Raw genomic sequence first — 20,591 nt, 5'->3', positions numbered from 1 at the left:
CCCCGCAGCAGGAGTGCAGGTGACCACTTCCGGCTATTCGTACGACGAGGGGCCGTCACTCCTCACTTCGATGACGGTCCGTCAGGTGTGAGCCGGGCACTGACGTCACATCAGCCCCGGCGCCGGACGGGTGGGCCCCGGCCGGTTGGTTGCGTGGTCTACCAACGGGGATGTGTCTAAGCTGGTGTGGGGGAAACGACGCGGCCGCACGCGATGGGAGCAGGATCCATGGGCGGCAGGCAGAACCACGCGTTCGAGACGTACACGGCGGTCGCCGACGGCGGCCGCGCGGTGGAGATCGCCGCCACGACCTCTGCGTTCCAGATCGAGGTCCGGTTCGTCCAAGGGCTGACGCCAGGACAGAAGGCCGCCTTCGCGGCGGCCGTCGAGCCGCGGCGCGTCGTGCTGCCGACCATCCCGTCCCGTATCCCCGCGGAGGCCCCATGACGAACCCCACCGTCGTCCGATGAGGGGTGGGCCGCCGGGGGGATCGATTCGTATGCCCGGAGGAGTACGTCATGGGCCGGAACGAGGAGCGCAGACACCGGAACGACCCGGGCCCGGTGCCCGGCGAGCCCCTGAAGATGTTCCCCGGAGTCGGTGAGCACCGGGACGCCGACGGGGTCCTGCGCCGGTACCTCGATCCCGGGGCCACCCTCTTCCGTGCGCCGTCCGCCCGCCGGGCCGTCAACACCTTCGTACGGGAGCGCGCGAGCGAGCTCGGGACCGAGGGCGCCGACCTCCGCGAAGTCCAGGCCGACCGGGACACGGGGACCCTGAACGTCCGCTACCAGCAGTTCCACCAGGACGTGCCCATCCGGGGCGCCATGCTCCAGATGGTGGCCGACACCGGGCAGGCGGCCGTCGTACAGGTCGAGAACGCGACGGAGCTCGACGTCTCCGACGCCCCGGACGTGAGTGCGGCCCAGGATCCCGACATCGTCGAGAAGACCGCCCTCGCGCCCTTCCGCCAGGGGTACGCGACCGCTTCGGTCGTCCGCGACGACCTCGTCTACCTGCGGGACACCACCCGGCCCCCACTGCCGGACACGGACCGCCCCACCGCCTCGCTCGCGCTGTTGCGCAAGGGCAGAAGGCGACCGGACAGGAAGCTGCACCTCGTCCACGACCTCATCGTCGAGACCACCGGCCCCTTCGAACACTTCCGGGTCGTCGTCGACGCCGTCGACGGCAAGCTTCTCTGGATCGAGATCGCGGGGAAGTACGTGACGGCGACGCTCGGCGTCTACCTGCCCGACCCCGTGACGCAGTCGAGCGACGGCTCGCCCAGCTCCCTGTCGACCCACGAAGACCTCAAGGACTTCGTCCGCGAGGTCCAGACGGACATCGCGGAGGCTGACGCCGAGGGACTGTTCCACCTGAAGGGACAGTGGTGCCGGTGCAGCGACTGGGACGCGCCCGAGTTCCAGCAGCCGAAGTCGACCACGCCCGAATTCCGGTTCGGCAGCCACGTCCAGGACAAGGCGTTCCTCAGCGCGAACGCCTACTACTGGACCGACGCCTTCGCCCAGTACCTCCGCGGCCTGGGCAACGACGTTCTCAACGCCCGCATGGTCCAGGTCGAGATCGACCCACAGGGCGCCAAGACCACCGACATGAGCGAATGGATCGGCACGACGGACCCCCCGAGGATCCGCTTCGACATGAAGCACGTGCCCGGAGCCGCCGACCTCGGCATCATCGTGCACGAGTACACGCACGGGGTCATCCAGTGGCTCCGCAACGCGACAGGCCCCCTTGAGTACGAGCACAGCATCTGCGACGTCATGGCGGGCATCTACCGGGACCGGTTCAACCCCGCCGGACACCGCAGGACCGAGACGTTCCCCTTCGACAACAACCCCAAGGACGAGTGGAGCAAAGGGCGACGGCTCGACCTGACCCAACGCTTCGACGACGCGAATTTCGACGACTACACCCCTGACGTGCGCGCCTCCATGCTGGCGTCGGCACTGTGGCGGTGCTATCTCGGCATGGGCGGCTCCTCCAAGAACGGGGAGGTGCGGAAGAAGGGCGGCGACAAGATGATCAAGCTGCTGCTCGCGATGGTGCCACGCCTGGGACCCGACACCACACAGAGCAAGAAGAACGCCGTCCACCTGGCCGAGACCTGCATCGCCGTGGACGCCACGCTCAACGCGGGCCTGCACAGGAGCATGATGAACAACGCCTTTGCCGACCAGGGACTCTGGCCGAAGCCGGAGGTCGACGTGTTCATCGCCGACTGGTCGGGTGACACCGGTGCCGTGCCGAGCGGCGTCGGGGGAGACCCGACCTGGCAGTCTCCCGACATCTGGGTCCGCAACGAGCTCAAGGGAGACGACCCCGCGGCGGGGCACCAGGAGCCCATCGTCAACCGCCCGAACTACCTGTACGTGCGCGTGCACAACCGCGGGACGGCGGAGGCCGGAGCCGAGCGGTTCAAGGTCGAGACGCACCGGTGCAACCCGGGGACCGGCATGACGTGGCCCACCCACTTCACGCCCATCGGTTCACAGGTCATCCACCAGGCGATCCCGCCCGGCGGGTCGGTGCGCGTCGGACCCTTCCCGTGGACCCCCACCGTCGTCGGTCATGAATGCCTGATCGCCATCGCACACGGTCCGGACGACCCCGCCGGCGCCGCCATGTCCGGCGAGCCGCTGGCGCACGACCAGCTCGTGCGCCAGAGCAACAACGTGGGGCAGCGCAACGTGTCCCCCCAGATGTCCGTCCTCGGCGGTCAGACCCGACTGTCCATCACGCTCCGGGGCGCGCCGGTGGCCACGGACGGCGCGTGGGAGCTGAACGCCAAGGAGATGCCCGCGGACACCGAGATCACCGTGCGGACACTGAGCCGCCTCGTGAATCCCTCCACCCTCAGCCACATCGAGGTGACCGAGGCCGGGCAGGTCCGCTCCACGCTCCACATGACGGGCAGCGACACGGCGCTCATCGAGGGCTTCCGGCTCGACGCCCAGGACGAGGTGGTGGCCGACCTCACCATCGACTTCTCCCACGAAGCCGAGCACCTCAAGGTGTACCCCTTCGTGGCGACACAGTTCCAGGACCACGAGGTGGCCGGACGCATGACGATCGAGATCACCGCGGTCAAGGACCTCGAGGACTTCTTCTTCGGCAATCCGAAAAGCGGCGAACTCCACGTCAGCACCTGCCCCTTCTTCGAGCGGCTCAGCCCTGCGCGCAAACTCCCCTTCGAGCGCATCGCGGAGGCGCAGGTCCGTGGCTTCAACGGCTGCGCCTTCTGCCTCCCCGAGGCCAACACCGGCTAGCACGAGCGGAGATCGACCTCCCGGCGTACCCTGGAGAAGGTGACTGCGAGATGGCAGCGACGAACGGCTTCACGGACGACCTGATGCTCCGGTACCTGGTACCAGAGCATGTGAAGTCGCTGCTCGTTCCCGGCACCGACCCGCAGCGCGAGCGCGTACGGTCCCTGCTGGTCTCCGTCTACGCCCCCGCCTCCCTTGACATCAGGTCGGTGGAGTCCGTCGAGGTCGTCCACAAAGAGTTCCAGACCGCCGTCCACGCCTCGGTCGCCGTTCACGGTTCCTGGGACAAGGCGATCCCCACGACCGAGCAGGCCCGGGCCACCATCGAGATCCCGGCGACTCCTCCGGTCCACTGGATCGACATGTCGCTGGAGACCGTGGTCGTGGTGAAGGCGGCGCGGGCCGACAGCCTCCTTGCCTCGGTGAAGGCGGAGGCGGCCTGGGCGGCGGCCGACGGCGCCGGGGCACGGCAGGACGCGTTCGAGCGGCCCTACCAGCTCCAGTACGCGCAACCGCCCCCATTCGAACCGACAGCGCCGGCCCGCAGTCTTCCCCTGCGGGTGTCGGCGCTCTTCTTCGACCGCCTGGACCTCGCCGACGCCCTCCGCCGGCTCAACCAGGCCAAACGAGCGGTCGACGCGGCGAGCCCGCAGCCGGCGGCCCACGACGGCGGCGCCCTGCTCGCTTCCAGCGCGTGGCTGGCGGTCTTCCCGTCCACCGCGACCGACGAACCGTCACGGACGACCGAGCAACTGGTCGGCGATCTGCTGGCGATCCAGGGGTACGTCGCCGCCTTCGAGACGGCGCCCTGAAGGCCCGGCGGGCACCGGCCGCGCCCAGCCGCCTCAGAGGCCGGGCGCGCACACGGTGAGGAGCAGTCGATGCCGTTCAACTACGTCACTGTCACAGCGAGCAGTGAACTCTTCGCGCCCGCCACCAGAGCTTTCGGGGACATCCTCGTCATCGGCAAGGGGGCCATCGGGAGAGGCGCCACGTCCGCACGGTCCTTCACGTACCCGGGCGAAGCCGTGAAGGCGTACCCGAAGGGAGTGACGAAGCTCGCGGCCAAGGCCGACCCCGGCACCACCCTCATCGCCAGGGCGCGCTTCCCGGACGGCACCCGGGTCAGGATCGGGAAGGACGAGGACGTCGAGTTCCACACGATCAGGTCCGTGGCCCAGGCCGAGGGCGGCACGTTCACCTGGACCCTCGAAACCGCCCTGACGGCGGCCCACCCGGTCGATGATCCACTGGTGTGGGAGGCTCCCAACGACGTCGCCGTCGCCATCTCCACCGCCTTCCGGCAGACTCCGCCACCCACCCGGGTCTGGGGCATCGAGGTGGACCCCGGCGCCCCGGCCTGGGCCGACGCGTTCACGGAGGCGGAAGACCTGGCGGTGCAGATCGTCGTCCTTGCCAACACCCCGCTGAACGGGACTCCCGCCACCAACCACCCGGTCGAACTCCTGGCGAAGCACGTCGTGGAGGTCTCCAACACCGGTGGGGACGGCAAGGAACGCATCGGCGTGGCCATGTTGGACCCCTCGGAGAATCAGACGCAGCAAGTGGCCCGGAACACGGGAGCGATCAAGACCGACCGCATGGTGCTGGTCGCCCACAAGGAATCCCCGGACGACGTGGCCGCAGCGGTCGCCGGAGTGATCGCGGGTCACGAACCGCACATCTCGCTGCTGCTCAAGCCCGTCAGCATCGGCATGCCCAAGCTCTTCACGGCCACCGAGATCCAGACCTACTACGAGAACTCGATCAACTGGGTGACCAGCCCCGTCATCCTCCCCGGCCACGCCCTCTACCTGGGCGAGGGCCTCACCGCCAGCCCGGCCGGCAACAAGAAGTACATCGACATCGTGCGCACGCTCGACGACATCAGCTTCCGCATCAAGGCCGCACTGATCGAGGCCATCGGAGACATCCGCATCGACCGCCCGGGGCTGCGCACGGTCGTGACGCTCGTCCAGAGCGTGCTCTCCCCGCTGGTGACCCGGGACGTCATCGAGGAGTACACCATCCACATCCCGCTGCTGGTGCTGCTGGAACGGGAGCCCGCCACGCTCACCGCCGAGGAGGACCAGCAGATCGGGAACGGGCGGAGCACCCGGAAGGTCGACATGGAGGTCTCGGTCGTCTACGCGGGCGTGATCCACCAGATCGCCGTCAAGCTGGCCCTCAAGGGTTAAGGAGCGATGAGATGTCCGAAGTCAAGTGGGACACCAGGTTGACGGTGATGCTCGACACCACCGTGGTCACCCCCATCGACTCGTTCAACCCGACCTTCAACAGTCCGGTGCAGCCCCTGCACTCGCTGGAGGCGGACAACGTCGCCCACGTCGTCCAGCCCAAGGCGTTCACCTTCTCCATGGCGGTCAAGGCGATCGGCCCGGTGGTCGCCAAGCTCACCCAGATGGCGCTGGAGCACAAGAGCTTCAACATCGGCGTCCAGGAGGCGTCCGGCAGCGACTGGACGTTCCAGCAGATCGTGTTCAACGACTGCTACATCACCTCCGCCGCCAGCACGATCGTCATCGACGGCGTGCCCACGACCACCTTCAACTGCGTCTGCCTGGAAGTCACCCCCACCAGCGCCTGACCGGAGTGCGGAGAACCCCCATGTCGCAGCAGGACGTCGAACACAGAGGCACGCTGCCCGAAGCCGAGGGGCCGGAGCCCGTCGTGATCTCCGGTCCGGAAGCGGAGCTCCACTTCCACTTCCCGATCGAGGTGGTCGTGGCGGGAGACATCGCCGAAGAGACCCGCCGGGACCTCGTCGCCGAGGTCTGGGACGCCCTGCACGAGGCCCTCAGCTGAGCGCGCGCCCCGGAGTGTTCACATGCCTACGATCACCTGCCACTTCGAGCTCACCGTGAGGATCACGGGCACCCCTACACCCGCCGCCCTGGAACGCCTCGGCCCGGTGGTCGAGGAGGCGTTGGCGGCACGGCTGCGCCTGGCCCGCGCCAAAGTCGCCGAGGCGGGATACCCCGACATCGTCCCGGCCGAGGCAGTGGGCCGCTCGCGGGCGGCGCCGTGAACGCGAACGTCGACGCCACACCGGGCACCGCCGGAGAGACGGCGGTACGCGGCGTGGCGTACCGGCGACTGCATCTGCCGACCTCGGTCGCTTTCACCGGGGACGAGAGACTGCGTGCCTACGAAGGACAGCTGGCGGCGCTCCTCCTCCGCGCGGTCCGCGCGGCCATCGAGCAGGACGACCAGCTGGAGGGGGCGCCCGGCTCGCCGTGGCGGTCACCGGCCGACGCGGCGCAGCCCGCCACGGAACCGCCCACCGCCGTCCAAGGCCGGCCGGCCGAGGCTCGAGCGGAAGCCGCCGCGACGGCCGCGCACCCGACGGCGGAACCGGGGCCACCGGCCGAGACCACTCCGAGCGGCCGCAGCACCCTCACCTTCGCGGTGGCCGTCCCCGACATCGAGGGGGAGGGAAGCGAAGGCTCCGTCGGGCCCGAGACCGGTGCGGACGACGCACAGAGCGAGGGCCGAAAGGGCGCCGCACAGCCGCCCCCACCCGCGAGCGCGCCGCCCGCCTCCGCCGAGCGGCCTTCCGGGGCGACCCCCACCGCCACTACCTCCACCGCCACTACCTCCACCGCCACTACCTCCACCGCCACTACCTCCACCTCCACCACCTCCACCACCACCGCACCGCAGTCGGCGCGCCCGACCCCGCAGGCCGAGCCCGACGAGGAGAGCGGGACTCCCGGGGACGTCCCCGAGCAGGACATCGCCGTGACGGTGGTGTCCGAAGAACGGTCGCTGAGCGAGGTCGTCCAAGGCCCCAGCCCGGTCGACGGCCGCGCCGTGATGGTCGTCGGCGCCACCCAGCTGGTGATGCTGGGCGAGGCGACCCGCCACGCGCGCTCACGCAGCCTCGTCCACGCCGTCCAGCTCGGCGACCACCTCTTCGGCGCCCGCTCCTTCGCCGTCCTCGAAGGCCCCCTCGGCACCCCGGAGAGCTTCTACTGGGCTGTCGCCACCTCACCCACCGTCACCGACGAAACCATCGGCAGCGCCGTGGGGAAGGCGCAGCTGGAGGGCCAGGAGATCAGCCTGTTCAAGGGGATCACCGTGCTGCCCTTCGTCACCACCCTGGACGGCCACCGCTACGGGGTCAACCTGCTGTGGACCAAGGAACGCGGCTGGTTGTACGGCAGCAAGGAGGAGGGCAGACGCTGGCTCCGGCTCACCGCGTCGCCGACCGAGCAGTGGCTGTCGGCGGAGCAGCTGAGGGTCCACACCTTCCAGGAGCTCGACCGCAGCGTGGAGGCCGGCCTCGCCGGGGACGACGCGTCCGCCGTGACGGCCGCCGCCCAATTGAGCGACATGGACGCGAAGACGTTCGCCCTGGTGGACACCAAGACCAGGGCGAAGTACCTGGAGATCCTGATCAAGGCGTGGACGTTCGAGGAACAGCGGCACGCGATCATCCAGATCATGCTCTCGTTGGAGGGCCTGGACCAACTGCAGGCTGTCCGGGACAGGTTGATCCAGGCAGGCCTGTACGAGCAGCTCTTCGCCGACATGGGGAGCGATCTCTGGGAGCTGCTCACGATGGTCGGCAAGCGGTTCGGCGACCACAAGCCCCTCACCCAACGGGAGTTCCTCACGCTCGTGGAAGAGGCTTTCAACCTGTCGATGCGCCACGACGCCGGCCTCGCGCGGACGGTCGAGGGGGAGGAGACCGCCGTCATCGGCCTCAAGCGGATGATCGAGTTCGAGGAGGCCGCCCGAGCGGCGACGGGATTCGTCCTGTCGACGCTCGAAGCCATCAAGATGATGCTGACCCAGCCGGAGAAAGTCCTCTCCGGACTCTTCCAGCTCGTCCGTCTCCTCGTCATCTGCCACCTGGCCGGGTGGGGCCACCAGCCCTCGATGAAGGAGTTGCAGGCACTCCTCCACCACATCGGCGCGGCGCTCGTCGACGGACTGCGCGGGGCGGCGCTCCTCGGGGTCGGCCCGCGCGCGGTGACGAGGATCAAGTGGGCCGTGATCATCGAGGCGCTGACCTGGATCTCCGAGATCAAGGCCGTCGTCGAGGCACTGGTCAAGATCGAGAAGCTCGTCGCCGTCCTGCGCTTCCTCAAGATGCTCCGCGTGGTGGAGGGCGAGCAGATCGCCGCCCGGTTCACCCGGCTTGCCGAGGCCCTGCACGCCGGCAGCGCCGCCCTGAAGGGGCTCAAGGACGAGCACGCGCTGACGGAGCTCCTGTTGATGCTGCCCGAGGAGGACGGCGCCCGCCTCGGCGCGGTCCTGCGCGACGTCGATGTGCCCAAGGGCAGCACGCTGGCATCGCTCCTCGAGCATCCCCGCCTCGGCCCGGTCACCGCCGACCTCGAACGGAAGGCCGCCGTCCTGCACCGTCTCGGCGTCAAGTCGGGCGGTCTCACACCGGAGCTGGCGCACGCCTTCGGCCGCCTGGCCGGGAAGGACGGCTTCGAGATGGCCGAGGTCGCCAGGATGGTCGAGGCCATCCCGGAGGGCGAAGGCACCCGGTTCACCACGATGCTGGACCGGATCGGCTTCGGCCGCATCGGGGCCAAGGCCGAGGTGAAGGCGGACCTGTTGGCCACGCTCGCCGGAGAGAGCCGGCGCATGGAGGCCGTCCACCGGTACGGGATCGACATCGTCCGCGAGATGCACGGCCGCGCCGCCGGAGGGGCGGAGGCCCTCGACGCCATGCTCGCCCGGCTCCAGAAGATCCGTGAGAAGGACCTCGCCGGTGGCAGGGCGGTGGAGTTCGGCGAATTCCTGGACGACCTCAAGCAGGGGAAGAAGGGGGCCTGGCGGAGGGTGGATCCGCCGCCCCGGGCGCCCCGCGCCAAGGCCACGGCCGCCGAACGGGCCCCCGTGCTGGAGCGGATCGAGGAGCTGCGCAAGCGCTTCCCGAAGGGCAAGGTCAAGAACCCGAAGCTGATGGCGGAGGGGCTGGGGCAGATCCGGCGGATCTCCGAGACCGACCCCGCGAGGGCGATGGAGCACCTGGAGCGGTTCGAGGAGCTGCTCAAGGCGGAGAGCACACTCGAGGGCCACGTCGCCGAGATCGTGTCGGAGGCCGAGGCCAAGGCGGGCCGCGAGGCCAAGGCCCTGCACCACGAGCCCGACGAAGCGCCTCCGGAGCGGCTGGGCGTACGCGACAAGCTCCGGTCGAAGACCGGGCGGGCCCAGCGGGCGTCGCGCGATCTGGCGGAGAACATGGAGGCGATCGGCCAGTACCAGCCGTACGGGCACGAGGCGCACCACATCGTCGCGTACAGCGACCGTCGCGCCGAGCCCGCGCGGCAGATCCTCGAATGGGCGGGCATCAACCCCCGCGACAACCCGCTGAACGGCGTCTACCTGCCCCGTACCTCCATGGACCCGAAGATCGTCTCCGAGGCCGCCACGCGTCACCAGACGCTGCACACGGACAACTACTACAAGGAGGTGACGAGGCGACTGGTCGAGGCCAGGAAGCAGGCCGGCCGGGAGGGGGTGATCCACGAGATGTCCAGGATCAAGGAAGAACTCATCAACAACAGCGGGTGGAAGGACCCCGGGCCCGCCACGGGCGCGGCCAAGCAGAGCTTCGCCCAGTGGTTCGCCGAGTACCGGCACCACCTGGAGTGGCTGACCGAGGCGGAGCAGCTTGAGACTCTCAAGAAGGTGACGCCGCCGCCGCGGAAGAGGAAGGCGGCCCCGAAGGCCGGGCCCAAGCCCGCCCCGAAGCCGAAGCCCGCCCAGAAGCCGAAGCCCGCAGCGAAAGCGGCACCGAAGCAGAAAGCCGAGCCCACGGTGAAGGCGAAAGCCGAGCCTCGGACGACACCCGAGGCGGAGGCGAAGCCGATGCCGGAGCCCAAGGTCGAGCCTCAGCCTTCGGTGCGGGTCGAACCGCGGCCGCGGCCCACGCCCGACGTGGAGCCGCCGCCCAAGCCGCCCAAGCCGGCCGAGCCCAAGTCCAAGGCCTGGAAGAAGTTCAAGCCCAAGGCGGCACCGAGGCCAAAGCCGAAGCCGACGTCCGAGGTGAAGCCGACATCAAAGCCGAAGACGAAGACGAAGCCGCAGCAGCGGAAGCCCGAGCCCGAAGTGCGTCGGCGCGTGGCCACCGGGGGCGGCCCGTCGGGAGAGCCGGCCGAAGCCGTCCCGGCCGCGCCCACCGCCCCGGCCGACGCGCCCGCCCCCCACGTGCGCGTCGAGCCCGACGCCCCCCGCGTCCGCGTCGGCGTGGGCGAGGCCCCCGAGAAGGCCTCGGCGGAAGCGCTGGGCGAAGCGCTCGACGACGTCGCCGAGGCGCCGTCGAAGCCGGAGGGCAAGCAGATGCGCGTACGCAAGGAGGCCCGGGAGGAATGACCAGGGAAGAGAGGCGCGGACCATGCCCGCCGGTGTGAACGTTCCCGTCCTGATCGGCGCGGTCCCGCTGTTCACGGTCACCAGTCTCTCCCTCAGTGAGGGGTATCAGGTGGCCCGGATCGCCGGCAGCCGCCTCGCCCAGCTCGTCTCGCCGACGACCAGGACGATCAGTGTCGAAGCCGTACTCGTCGGCAGGACCCGGCTGCTGTCCAAGAAGGGCCTGGAGGCCATGGCGCTGACCTCGCGCGCGCTGGCGGGTTCCACGGCGCCGCTGATGAAGACGGCCGGGCTGCCCGTTGTCTCCGGAATGACCGTCAGCCTCGACATGCAGATCACCAGCCTGCGCTTCACCCAGTCCAACCAGAAGCGGGACGCACTGGACGTCACCATCACCCTCGAACAGGTCCCGCGCTCCAGCCTGACCGCCATCCTCGGGGAGGCCCTGGACCTCGCGCTCGCCGCCGGCTCCGTCGCGATCCCCACCGTGAGCGAGATGATCCCGCCGGGCCGCCAGCTGGGAGGTGGACTGTGACCCCCGAACCGCTCTTCCACCGCCTGCCGGTCGAGCCCGACGCGGGACTTCCCCAGGTCTTCCGCTGCCCGGTCGGGGACACCTCCTACGACTTCGCCCTGTACGCCAACTTCGAGGCCGGCGAGGACGACCCGCCCGAGACGCTGTACGACCTCGCCGAGTGGAGCCGCGTGCCGCAGCCGATGGAGACCGCCCTGCAGCCCACGCCCCCCGGCCACCTGGTGCTGCGGGTGACCGGCCCCGGCGCCGACGGCCCGCGCGTCCTCTTCCTCAGCAAGCTCGTTCCCGAGCCGGACCTCGTCCACGAGGCGGGTCCGCTGGCCGTCAAGCTGGTCGAGGCGACGGTGGCCCGCGGCAACCTCAACGGCGGCGGCCACTACGGCTCCCGGATAGTGATCGGGGTGGCGCGGCGATGGGCGTGATCCTCTGGTACCTGATCGACTTCCCGATCCTGCGGCTGAAGATCTCGAACGACGTCCGCAGCGGGTCGGTGCTGGCCGACGCGGAGATCGTGATCAAGTACGAGATCGGTGAACCGGGAAAGTTCGACATCACCTTCGCCGATCTGCCGCTCGACCTGCACAAGAAGCTGACCGGCGCTCTCGGGGAGAAGAAGGCCGGCCCTGAAGGCGGCGTCGACGTCGACATCCACCTCGGCTACCTGGACGACCCCTCCGGGCGGGAGGTGGTCCTGTCCGGCAGGGTCGACGCGATCAAGTCCACGACTCGGTTCCCCCCGCTGGCCATCCGCCTCTCCGGGTACGAGGAGGCCGCCTACCGGCTGCTCGCCCACACCGACCCGGGCAGTGATCCCCCCAAGGCAGGCTTCTCGCTGCCCGAGACGACGCCCTACGACGCGGCGAAGCACATCGCCGGGCTCGCCGGGGTCGACGTCGTAGGGCCGCCGGAACCCTGCGCCTACCTCCGTGAGATCACCAAGACCGGCAAGAACGCCTTCGCGCTGCTCAGGGCGGTCGCCGACCAGTACGGGTACGAGATCCTTGTCCAGGACGGGACGGTCCAGTGCGGAAAGACCCTCACGCATCCGCCCGCCGGCAGGTTCCCCGACATTCCCGCGGTGGCCGCCCTCGCCGCCGTCATCGGCGGCGAGGAGTGCCTCGTCGTGCCGAAGACGATGACAGTCGCCCGGCTGGCCGAGTTCAAACCCGCCCAGCTGGGCACCGTCGGCAAGCAGCCCCTCGACACCGATCCGAAGGACCCGGCCAAGGTCGAGGCCTTCGACTTCACGGTGCTCGGCGTCCCCTCGCTCCGGGCCGGACAGATGGTGGCGGCCGGAGTGCAGGGATACGAGAAACCGTTCCGGGGCTTTCGGGTCCTCCAGCTCACCCACACGTTCTCGCCGCGCGGCGGCTACACCTGCGGCGGCCGCGCGGTGGAGTTCGACGTGGCGGGCGGCAACAGCCGCCTCAGCGAACTGGCCCGCAAGGCCACCGCCCACTCGATCGCGGACCTGATCTCCGGCAAGGCCCAGGAGCACGCCGCCGTCAATCCGTCCGTCGACGTCGGCGTCATCGACCGGGCCGCGCCGGACCGGCGGGTGGCGACCGTGCTCAGCGGCCAGCGGCCCAACGAGGCCATGGCGTCGCCCAGTGTCGACGTACCGATCACCGGAGGAGATCCGACGCGGCGGGACAAGCCCGTCGCCTCGCCTTTCGCCTGGCACAAGGTCGGCCTGTCGGTCCCGGTGTACGAGGGCATGCGCGCCCTGCTCAACCAGGTCAGGGACAACCCCGACGACACCGTGGTGGCCGGCTTCCTGTGGCCCAACGACCCCAGGACCGACCGCCCGAAGTCCAAGGAGGGCGACTGGTGGCTCTGCCTGCCCACCGAGCTCAGCAGCGGTGCCGGCACTCCTCGACCCACCGGCAAGGGCGTCAACGACCTGATCGCCGCGGACGGCCGCCGGGTCGTGGAGGCGATCGGCATGAAGGTCGCGATCGGCGCGGACGCCTGCACAGCGGTCGGTGAGCGGCCCGAGGAAGGGGACGCCGAAGTCTTCGTGCTCACCCACCAGTCGGGGACCACCGTCACGATCGACGCCGACGGGAGCGTCACCGTCGACGGCGGATCACACGACGTGGTGCTCAAGTCCGGGGGAGTGACCGTGACGATCGGCAAGGGGAAGGTGGCGATCAGCTGATGCCTCTCGTACTCGTCGAAGGCGCGATCATCCAATGCACCCACCAGGGCAGACTCACGCTCACGGCCGGCGACCCCCGGGTCACCGTCAAGGGCAGGGGAGTCGTCCTCGCCGGCAAGGAGGGCGGCCTCGCGTTCGGCTCGGCGGCCACCCCCGTACCGGGCATGATCTCGCCCTGCACCGCGACCACACCCAGCGGCCCGCAGCCCTGCGTCATCACCCCGGCGACCCCCGACGGATGGTCCAAGAAGCTGACCGTGGGCGGCACCCCGGCCCTGCTCGCCACGGCGGCCGGGGTCACCGCGAGCGGGCAGGGACCCGGCCGGTGGACGGTCGCCGACCCGGGCCAGACCGTCCTGGAGACGCAGTGATGGCCGGGAACGAGCCGATGGAACCGCGCGACGACCCTCCGGCCGGCGGCCGGCCCGGCGGCCCCCTCCCGGCGGGGCCCGCACCGCCGAACCCGTCGCCGCTCCCCGCCTCGCCCCCCGGCACGTCCTTCGCCGCCGCGCCGTTCGCGACCGCCGCCGGCCCGGCGGCGCGCGGTCCGGACCTGGCCGCCGCCATCCGCCCGTACCTCCCCGACGAGGCCCCACGCGACGGCGCGCCCAGCCTCGGCCGCGGCCTCGCCCTCGACGAGGGGGACCTCGTCCTCGACGGACGCTCCCTCGACCTCGCCCTCGTCGTCGGCGCCGAGGCGCTGCGCCAGGCGCTGGAGCTGGGCGTCGCCACCCAGACCGGCAGCGACCGGCTCAACACCCTGTTCGGCTTCGACCGACTGGCCATCAGCGCCTACGCCCACGACCTGCCGACCCGCAAGGAGTTCCTCACCATGGAACTCGTCCGCTGCCTCAGCTCGGACCGTCGGGTCACCGACGTGCGCGAAGTCTTCTTCGACGACGACCCGCGCTACCTCGAACTCCGGCCCGGACTCGACGAGGAGACCCACCGGCGGGAGGTGGCCGCCGCGCACGCGGCCCGCGTCTACGCGGTCTTCGCCGTCGTCGACACCATCGCGAGCACCGCTCTCACCCTCCGAGCAAGGGGGACCCCATGACCTCCGAGGAACGGTTCGGCGTCACCGAGGACGGGTTCGTCGTCAAGGGCATCGACCGGATCATCGCCGACCAGCAGGACCGCGCCCGCGCCATGTTCGGGGACGACGTCGACCTGACCTCCGGCAGCGCCCTGCGCAAGGTCCTGGACGCCGCGGCCGTCGGCACCCACGAGCTGTGGCGGGCCCTGGAATCCCAGTACTACGGCAGCTTCATCACCACTGCCCAGGGCCCCAGCCTGGACCTGCTCGGCCGCGACCTCGGCCTGCGCCGCCGCGAACTGCGCGCCCGCGGCCCCGTCGCTCTGACGCTCGCCGACGCCGTCCCCGACCGGGGCTACGTCCTCCCGCAGGGCACCGTCATGGTGACCGTGGCGTCGCCCGACGCTCCCGCACTCGCCTTCCGCAGCACGGGCGCCGTCACCCTCACCAAGGAGCGGTCGACGGCCACGGTCGAGATCGAGGCCGTCGCGCGCGGCGCGGCGGGGAACATCTCCGTCGGCCGCCAACTGGAACCCGACCCCCAATGGGCCCGGCACAACCTCAACCTGGGCACCGCCGTGATCAAGGCCGTCGTGGGACGGGACTTCCAGGGCGGCGAGCTCGGCGAGCCCGACGCCGTCTACCGGGCCCGACTGCTCGGCGTCCCCCGCACCGTGTGGACCCAGGAGGCACTGCTCGCCCAGGTCCTCGACGTGAACGGGGTGCGCGACGCGGTGATCTTCGACCCCCTCGGCGGAGTCGAGGCCACCCGGCGCACCTTCGGGACCTTCCGCTTCGGCAGCCGCGGCTTCTCCAGGGCGCGCCAGACCGGCTCCCCCTACTTCTTCGACATCGTCGTCGCCCCCGAGCCCGGCTGGCCCTGGACCCAGGGCGAGGCCTCCTTCCCCGGCCTGTACGGCGAAGTCCTCGACGTCGTACGGCAGTGGCGGCCGGTGTCGATCTTCCCGGCCCTCCTCGCCGCCAACCAGGTCGACGTCGGGATCCGCGCCACCCTGGTCATCGAGGCGGGTCACGACGAGGAAGCCGTCAAGGGCGCGATCCTCGGCGCCGTACGAGCCTCCGTCAACCGGCTCCGCCTCGGACACGGCGTGCTCTACTCCGACATCGTCCTCAGCGCCCGCACCGCCGCCGGCGTGGTCGACGTTCAGAACCTGAGACTGCGCCGCTTCGCCCCCGCCTTCGGCCAGACCTACTACGGCGGAGCCACGTACGGCGGCGCCCAGGAACTGTCCGTGGGCGAGAACCTGGATCTCGCCCCCGACGAGATCGCCCGCTTCTCCGTGGACACCTCTATGGCCGACCTCCAGGTCGTGGTGGCATGAGCGCGACGGCACCCCACGCCCACCTCCGCTTCCGCGACCCGCTGCCGGGCGGCGCCCTCGCCGTCATGCGGAACGCCCTTCCCGCTCCGTACGACCGAGGGATGGAACGCATGACCGTCCCGCTCGACACCCAGCGGGAGGACGGGACGATCCCCGTCCCGTCGTACGACTTCTCCGTCTACGAACGCCACTACGGCAGACCGCCCGCCTCCCCCCGCTACCTGCTCACCCCGCGGCAGGACGTCACCGCACCCCTCACCGTCGCGATCTCCTTCACCCGGGACGACGGCGTCTCCCCGGAGGAGGTGACCGTACCCATCCCGGCGGGCCACCCGGCCGACGGCGCCGTGACGATCCCGATCCCCGGCCGCGCCGCCGACCTCACCGACCGGCTGCGACTCGTCTCCCTCACCCCCCGCGGCCCCCTCGGCCCCCTCAGGACCGTCACCTGGGACGTCACCGCCCTCCTCGGAAACCTGGCCAAACTGCTCTGGGTCATAGGCGCCGAACACGAGACCGTCGCCGCACACCTCCACGACGTCACTGCCCAGCGGAACACCGACACCGCCCACGGCGCCAGCCTCGACCTGCTCGGCCTCGACCTCGGCGCCCCCCGCTTCCCGCCCCGCCCACACACGGTCGACGACGCCACCATCGCGCTCTTCCACCTCGACGACGTCCCGCCGCGGGACGTGAACGGCCTTCCGATCCCCGGCGCCGAGGTGGACACCGTCGTCGACGCCGCCGCGCCCGGCATCGACGGCCGCGAGGGCGTCAACCGGGGCGCCCACAGCGGCCGGACCGGCCGCTTCGCCCACGCCTTCGAATTCGGGCCGGGAGCGAGCATCAGCGTCGCCGACACCCCCGCCTTCGCCCTCCCCGCCACCGCCGCCTTCACCGTCGAAGCGATCGTGCGACCCGACCAGGCCACCACGAACGGACCCGTGGTCGCCAAACGCGACACGCTCAACACCCCCGGGAGCACGGGCTGGGCCCTCGTCATCGGCACCTTCCGCGGCATCGACCGCAACCTCCGCTTCTCCCTCTCCGACGGCAGCACGCAGGTCGACCTGTACGCCGATCGCGACCTCGGCGACGGCTCCTTCCACCACATCGCCGGCGCGCTCGACCGTACGGGGACGACCACCACCGCCGTGCTCCACCTCGACGGGCAGGAAGTGGCCCGCCACGTCACGACGGAACGGCTCGGCGCGCTGACAAGCGGCGCCGCGCTCGTGCTGGGGCAGGGCAAGGAGGCCCTGGCCGACGGGACGACGACCACCGTCCAGTACCGAGGCCTGCTGGAAGAGGTGCGCCTCTCCGCCGTGGCCCGTGACACCTTCGCACCCGTCACCGGCGAGGCCGACGAGCAGTACCGCCGCCGGCTCGGCATCTTCCACCGCTGGCTCCTGCCCACCCCCGACGCACTCCAGGCCGCGGTGAACGAAGTGGCCGGACCGATCGCCGGCTCGGAGGACCGCGCCCCCTTCGTGGTGCGCGAGCAGACGGAGCCCGTGGTCACCGGCGGACGGCTCCTGCGCGTCCTGCCGAAGACGCTCCCGGTGAGCCAGTCCATCGCCGACGACGGAACGCTCGGCACACCCGAGGAGGCCGCCGTCGGCACCGCCGCCCGGGACGAACCCGACTTCGACCCCGCCTGGTTGATCAGCCATCCCGACCGGCACGGTCTGGCCTTCGCGGACGGCGAGGACAGCCGCCGGATGCAACTGGGGGTCGTCCGCGCCCTGGACGCCCTCGTCGAGCGGCTCACGCCGACCGCCGGAACACTGCACGTGCTCAAGGCGTACGAGCCCGACGCCGGCGCCACCGGCCTGCACGGGGTCGGGCGTGCCGTCCTCCTGGCCTTCACCCCCGCGCCGCCGCTGGCCTCCGGCGCCGCCGCCGTGGACCCGGGACGACTCGGCGTCCTCGCGCACGCGGCCGGCTTCGGCTGGGTCCACCACACCAGGGACGGCCACATCTACGCCGCCCAGGCGCGCGGGGACGTCTTCCGCATCACGGCAGGCGAAACCGAGCAGGGCCGGGACCCGGATTCGGACCCGGGCCTGCCGGACGTCACGGAAGGCGACGCGCTCCCCCTGGGCATCGAGCCCGACCCCACCCGCCTCGCCGACGCCGAGATCCGCTGGTCCGTCCTCCGCTCGGGAGCCGGTGACGCCGTCTTCCTGCCGGGCGAGCCGGGAACCCTGCACGCCCTCGCGGCCGGAGACGTCTCGGTCCGGGTCGAGGTCGCGCACCGCGGCCACGTCGGCAGCGGCACCCGCCGCATCCGGATCGGCCTGACCGACACCGCCCTCACGGCCGGACAGAGCATCAGCGGGGGCGGCCGCCACGGCGCCACCGAGGCGGCCACCGCGGGCCCGCCCACCCCCGACTTCGACCCGCGCATGCTGCACGTGCGCACCGACGACCTGACCCAGCCCCCGCGCGCGGTCGACTACGGCACCGCCCCGGAGAACCGGAACCGGATGATGCAACGGGTCACCGGCGAGGCCCTCGACCGACTGCTCGACGTGCTCGCCTCCACGACCGGCCGCCTCACCGTCCTCACCTCGTACGTCCCCGAGGAGGCGGCCGAACCACCCCCTGACCCCGCCGTGCCACCCGACCCCGACGCCGCCCTCCACGCCCAGGGCCGCGCCCTGCGGCTCCGGCACTCCACTCTGACCGCCTCGGCCCTCGCGGCGCGGGCCTTCACGGCGGGCTTCCACCACATCCGGATCGACCGGGCCCCCACCGGCGGTACGGAGACCGTCCGCGTCGCCGTGGCCCCCGGCGAGCAGCTCAGGGTGACAGGCCCGGACGAGGTCACGGTGGACGAGTCCGTCCCGTTCGAGGTCGACCCTGCCGCCCAGCCGGCCGCGGCCTGCTTCGCCGCCGACGGCTCACAGCTCTTCCTCGCCGAGCCGGGCTCGCACCGGATCACCTCCTTCACCCTCACGAAGGTGGAGGGGCAGCCCCATCCCGACATCGCCCTGGGCGACTCACGCCGGGTGGACCCCTTCCCCGGAGCCCTCGCCTTCGGCGGCGGACGTCTCTTCGTCGCGCACGAACAGCTCGGCCGCGTCGCGGTCCTCACCCCGGACAACCTGGAGCCCGCCACCCCGCCGGAGCTCCTCTGCCCCCGCCCGGCCGCCCTGGCCACCGACACCGACCGGCTCTACGCCGGCTGCGGAGACGCGACGCTGCGGTCCTTCGCCCTGACGACCGGCCGGCCGGCCGCCCCGCTCTCCCTGCCCGCCGCCCCCCGCTCCCTCGCGGTCGCCGCCGACGGCCCCTCCCTGTACATCGTCCTGGCCGACGGCCGTTGGTGTCGCGTCGAACGCGCGACGCTGGCCCTGCGCGAGATCGTCGACACCCACGATCAGCATGCCCACTCCGTCGCCGTCACGGCGGACGGCGAGAAGCTGTATGTCATCAGCCCCGGCGAGGGTGTCGACGGCGGCGGAAGGGTCCTGGTCTACCGCCCGCCGGACGAGAAACCGAAGGCCACCATCGGCGGGTTCCCCGCCGACGCCGTGCCGGTGGGGCTGAGCCTCAGCGGCGACGGGAAGCTGCTGTACGTGGCGACCGGTGACTCGCCCTCGGCGGTCGGCCGTGTCCACCTCGTCGACGTCGCCACCGACGTCCGCCTGCCCCAGGTGTTCAGCCCCGGTCGCGGCGGGCCCGCCCTTGCCGCGAGCCCTTCCGGCGCCTCGTACCCGCCCTGCCTCGTCATGGCCCCACGCCGCAGCGGCACCGTGCTCCTCGCCGATCCCGCACCGCTCGGCGCGGACCCGCCCGCCCCGCCCCGGCTCGCCGCCGAGCTGCCGCTGGGCACCGGCCTGGGCGAGGAACTCGTGTGGTCGTCCACCCCGAACGGCCCGGGCACCGCCGAACCGACGAGACCCGAGGCCCCGGTCTGCACAGTCGCCGGCGTCGCCCCCGGCCGCGTTCTGATCCGGGCCACCTACCTCCCCGACGAGGGCCTGCTGCCCTACCAGTGCGAGGTCGGGCTCAAACGGGAGCTGGACGTGCAGCCCGGCGTGTCCGTCACGAAGGAGCAGTACGACCTGATCCTCAACGTCCTCAACTGGTTCCACCCCCTCGGCGTCGAGTGCCGCACCGACCGCCTGCGGACCCTGGCCGGCCTCGACGACGAGGACGCGGAACGACCCCGCCTCCACACGTTCCCGACGTACCACGTCGCGGATCCCTTCTCCTCCCCCTTCATCCGTCTACGCAAGGACGGCCGTGATGACTGAGCGCTACGTGCCCAAGTTCAGCCACAAGGACTGGATCGACCACCAACACCGCGTCCAGGCGGGCGGCGAGGAGGGCCTCAACAGTCGGTTCCACCAGCTGGAGGACGAGTTCGCCGGGCTGGCGCGGAACCAGATCAACCCGATCATCGAGGCGCTGGGGGTGTCGACGCGGCATCTCACGCTGGTCCCCGTACTGAACCGGTACACCGAGAACGGATCCGAGCGGCCGCCCTGGCTGCAAGCCGTCGACATGGTGGAGAAGCCGAACCTCGCGGAGGAGGCGCACGGCTTCATGAACGTCACCCTCCCTGACGGAGTCATCGTGAAATCGCTGCTCGTGACCGGAAGCAACCTGTCCAGCACCGGCACGCTCACGGTCGCCCTCAAGAGCCGAGAGATCAACAACCGCGAAGACACCGACGTCCTCCTCACCTCCAAGACGCTGGGGACTCCTGCCAGGCCAGAGGGAGGAGAGGTGAAGATCTCGAACAAGACGCACCGCTACTACCTGACGGTCCAGGTCGAAAGGGCGGACCCGGAAGAAGCGGTCACGGTCTTCTGCGTCCAGATCACCTACGAGTGACGTCCGGAACGGAACGCGT

The 20,591-nt window shown here is 71.0% G+C and carries 16 protein-coding genes; all 16 read left to right on the top strand.

Annotated elements, in window-relative coordinates:
* Nucleotides 1–228 precede the first annotated feature (228 nt).
* The 16 genes from ACF06X_RS06295 to ACF06X_RS06220 all read left to right on the top strand — a co-directional run bounded on the left by ACF06X_RS06295 (nt 229) and on the right by ACF06X_RS06220 (nt 20,572).
* Nucleotides 229–447 carry a hypothetical protein gene (locus ACF06X_RS06295; RefSeq protein ID WP_392286047.1) on the top strand — a complete coding sequence of 73 codons (219 nt, stop codon included), beginning with the start codon at nt 229–231 and terminating at the stop codon, nt 445–447.
* Between the two features lie 71 nt (nt 448–518).
* Nucleotides 519–3,293, top strand: coding sequence for a hypothetical protein (locus ACF06X_RS06290; protein ID WP_392286046.1), 2,775 nt, complete (start codon nt 519–521; stop codon nt 3,291–3,293).
* Between the two features lie 50 nt (nt 3,294–3,343).
* Nucleotides 3,344–4,105: a hypothetical protein gene (locus tag ACF06X_RS06285; protein ID WP_392286045.1), complete on the top strand. Its 762-nt coding sequence runs from the start codon at nt 3,344–3,346 to the stop codon at nt 4,103–4,105.
* Nucleotides 4,106–4,174: 69 nt separating this feature from the next.
* Complete coding sequence (locus tag ACF06X_RS06280; protein ID WP_392286044.1) at nt 4,175–5,491, top strand: hypothetical protein; 1,317 nt, start codon at nt 4,175–4,177, stop codon at nt 5,489–5,491.
* 11 nt (nt 5,492–5,502) lie between these two features.
* A complete protein-coding gene (locus tag ACF06X_RS06275; protein ID WP_392286043.1) occupies nt 5,503–5,901 on the top strand; it encodes a hypothetical protein in 399 nt (132 codons plus the stop codon).
* A 20-nt stretch (nt 5,902–5,921) separates the two neighbouring features.
* Nucleotides 5,922–6,119, top strand: a complete 198-nt coding sequence (locus ACF06X_RS06270; protein WP_392286042.1) for a hypothetical protein — start codon at nt 5,922–5,924, stop codon at nt 6,117–6,119.
* A gap of 22 nt (nt 6,120–6,141) precedes the next feature.
* Nucleotides 6,142–6,342 carry a hypothetical protein gene (locus ACF06X_RS06265; RefSeq protein ID WP_392286041.1) on the top strand — a complete coding sequence of 67 codons (201 nt, stop codon included), beginning with the start codon at nt 6,142–6,144 and terminating at the stop codon, nt 6,340–6,342.
* On the top strand, nt 6,339–10,652 hold the full coding sequence (locus ACF06X_RS06260; RefSeq protein ID WP_392286040.1) for an AHH domain-containing protein: 4,314 nt from the start codon (nt 6,339–6,341) through the stop codon (nt 10,650–10,652). Before ACF06X_RS06265 ends, ACF06X_RS06260 begins: the two co-directional genes overlap by 4 nt.
* Before the next feature lie 22 nt (nt 10,653–10,674).
* The gene (locus ACF06X_RS06255) at nt 10,675–11,184 is read left to right on the top strand and encodes a hypothetical protein (protein ID WP_392286039.1); all 510 of its coding nucleotides are present in this window, start codon (nt 10,675–10,677) and stop codon (nt 11,182–11,184) included.
* A complete protein-coding gene (locus ACF06X_RS06250) occupies nt 11,181–11,606 on the top strand; it encodes a hypothetical protein (protein ID WP_392286038.1) in 426 nt (141 codons plus the stop codon). The genes ACF06X_RS06255 and ACF06X_RS06250 overlap by 4 nt, the downstream gene beginning before the upstream one ends.
* The gene (locus ACF06X_RS06245; protein ID WP_392286037.1) at nt 11,597–13,345 is read left to right on the top strand and encodes a hypothetical protein; all 1,749 of its coding nucleotides are present in this window, start codon (nt 11,597–11,599) and stop codon (nt 13,343–13,345) included. Before ACF06X_RS06250 ends, ACF06X_RS06245 begins: the two co-directional genes overlap by 10 nt.
* Complete coding sequence (locus tag ACF06X_RS06240; RefSeq protein WP_392286036.1) at nt 13,345–13,716, top strand: hypothetical protein; 372 nt, start codon at nt 13,345–13,347, stop codon at nt 13,714–13,716. The genes ACF06X_RS06245 and ACF06X_RS06240 overlap by 1 nt, the downstream gene beginning before the upstream one ends.
* Nucleotides 13,716–14,402 (top strand): hypothetical protein, encoded by a 687-nt coding sequence (locus tag ACF06X_RS06235; RefSeq protein WP_392286035.1) that lies wholly within the window; start codon nt 13,716–13,718, stop codon nt 14,400–14,402. The genes ACF06X_RS06240 and ACF06X_RS06235 overlap by 1 nt, the downstream gene beginning before the upstream one ends.
* A complete protein-coding gene (locus ACF06X_RS06230; RefSeq protein ID WP_392286034.1) occupies nt 14,399–15,724 on the top strand; it encodes a baseplate J/gp47 family protein in 1,326 nt (441 codons plus the stop codon). The genes ACF06X_RS06235 and ACF06X_RS06230 overlap by 4 nt, the downstream gene beginning before the upstream one ends.
* Complete coding sequence (locus ACF06X_RS06225; RefSeq protein WP_392286033.1) at nt 15,721–19,989, top strand: LamG-like jellyroll fold domain-containing protein; 4,269 nt, start codon at nt 15,721–15,723, stop codon at nt 19,987–19,989. Before ACF06X_RS06230 ends, ACF06X_RS06225 begins: the two co-directional genes overlap by 4 nt.
* The gene (locus ACF06X_RS06220) at nt 19,982–20,572 is read left to right on the top strand and encodes a hypothetical protein (RefSeq protein ID WP_392286032.1); all 591 of its coding nucleotides are present in this window, start codon (nt 19,982–19,984) and stop codon (nt 20,570–20,572) included. Before ACF06X_RS06225 ends, ACF06X_RS06220 begins: the two co-directional genes overlap by 8 nt.
* Nucleotides 20,573–20,591 lie beyond the last annotated feature (19 nt).

Source organism: Streptomyces sp. NPDC015346, from assembly GCF_043078785.1.
In the GTDB taxonomy this organism is placed as follows: Bacteria; Actinomycetota; Actinomycetes; order Streptomycetales; family Streptomycetaceae; genus Streptomyces.
This window is presented reverse-complemented; position numbering and strand designations above follow the sequence as displayed.

Excerpts from the sequence above, each read along its gene's own strand:
- ACF06X_RS06295 (WP_392286047.1), top strand. The coding sequence starts at position 229 with ATGGGCGGCAGGCAGAACCACGCGTTCGAGACGTACACGGCGGTCGCC.
- ACF06X_RS06290 (WP_392286046.1), top strand. The coding sequence starts at position 519 with ATGGGCCGGAACGAGGAGCGCAGACACCGGAACGACCCGGGCCCGGTG.
- ACF06X_RS06285 (WP_392286045.1), top strand. The coding sequence starts at position 3,344 with ATGGCAGCGACGAACGGCTTCACGGACGACCTGATGCTCCGGTACCTG.
- ACF06X_RS06280 (WP_392286044.1), top strand. The coding sequence starts at position 4,175 with ATGCCGTTCAACTACGTCACTGTCACAGCGAGCAGTGAACTCTTCGCG.
- ACF06X_RS06275 (WP_392286043.1), top strand. The coding sequence starts at position 5,503 with ATGTCCGAAGTCAAGTGGGACACCAGGTTGACGGTGATGCTCGACACC.
- ACF06X_RS06270 (WP_392286042.1), top strand. The coding sequence starts at position 5,922 with ATGTCGCAGCAGGACGTCGAACACAGAGGCACGCTGCCCGAAGCCGAG.
- ACF06X_RS06265 (WP_392286041.1), top strand. The coding sequence starts at position 6,142 with ATGCCTACGATCACCTGCCACTTCGAGCTCACCGTGAGGATCACGGGC.
- ACF06X_RS06255 (WP_392286039.1), top strand. The coding sequence starts at position 10,675 with ATGCCCGCCGGTGTGAACGTTCCCGTCCTGATCGGCGCGGTCCCGCTG.
- ACF06X_RS06245 (WP_392286037.1), top strand. The coding sequence starts at position 11,597 with ATGGGCGTGATCCTCTGGTACCTGATCGACTTCCCGATCCTGCGGCTG.
- ACF06X_RS06240 (WP_392286036.1), top strand. The coding sequence starts at position 13,345 with ATGCCTCTCGTACTCGTCGAAGGCGCGATCATCCAATGCACCCACCAG.
- ACF06X_RS06235 (WP_392286035.1), top strand. The coding sequence starts at position 13,716 with ATGGCCGGGAACGAGCCGATGGAACCGCGCGACGACCCTCCGGCCGGC.
- ACF06X_RS06230 (WP_392286034.1), top strand. The coding sequence starts at position 14,399 with ATGACCTCCGAGGAACGGTTCGGCGTCACCGAGGACGGGTTCGTCGTC.
- ACF06X_RS06225 (WP_392286033.1), top strand. The coding sequence starts at position 15,721 with ATGAGCGCGACGGCACCCCACGCCCACCTCCGCTTCCGCGACCCGCTG.
- ACF06X_RS06220 (WP_392286032.1), top strand. The coding sequence starts at position 19,982 with ATGACTGAGCGCTACGTGCCCAAGTTCAGCCACAAGGACTGGATCGAC.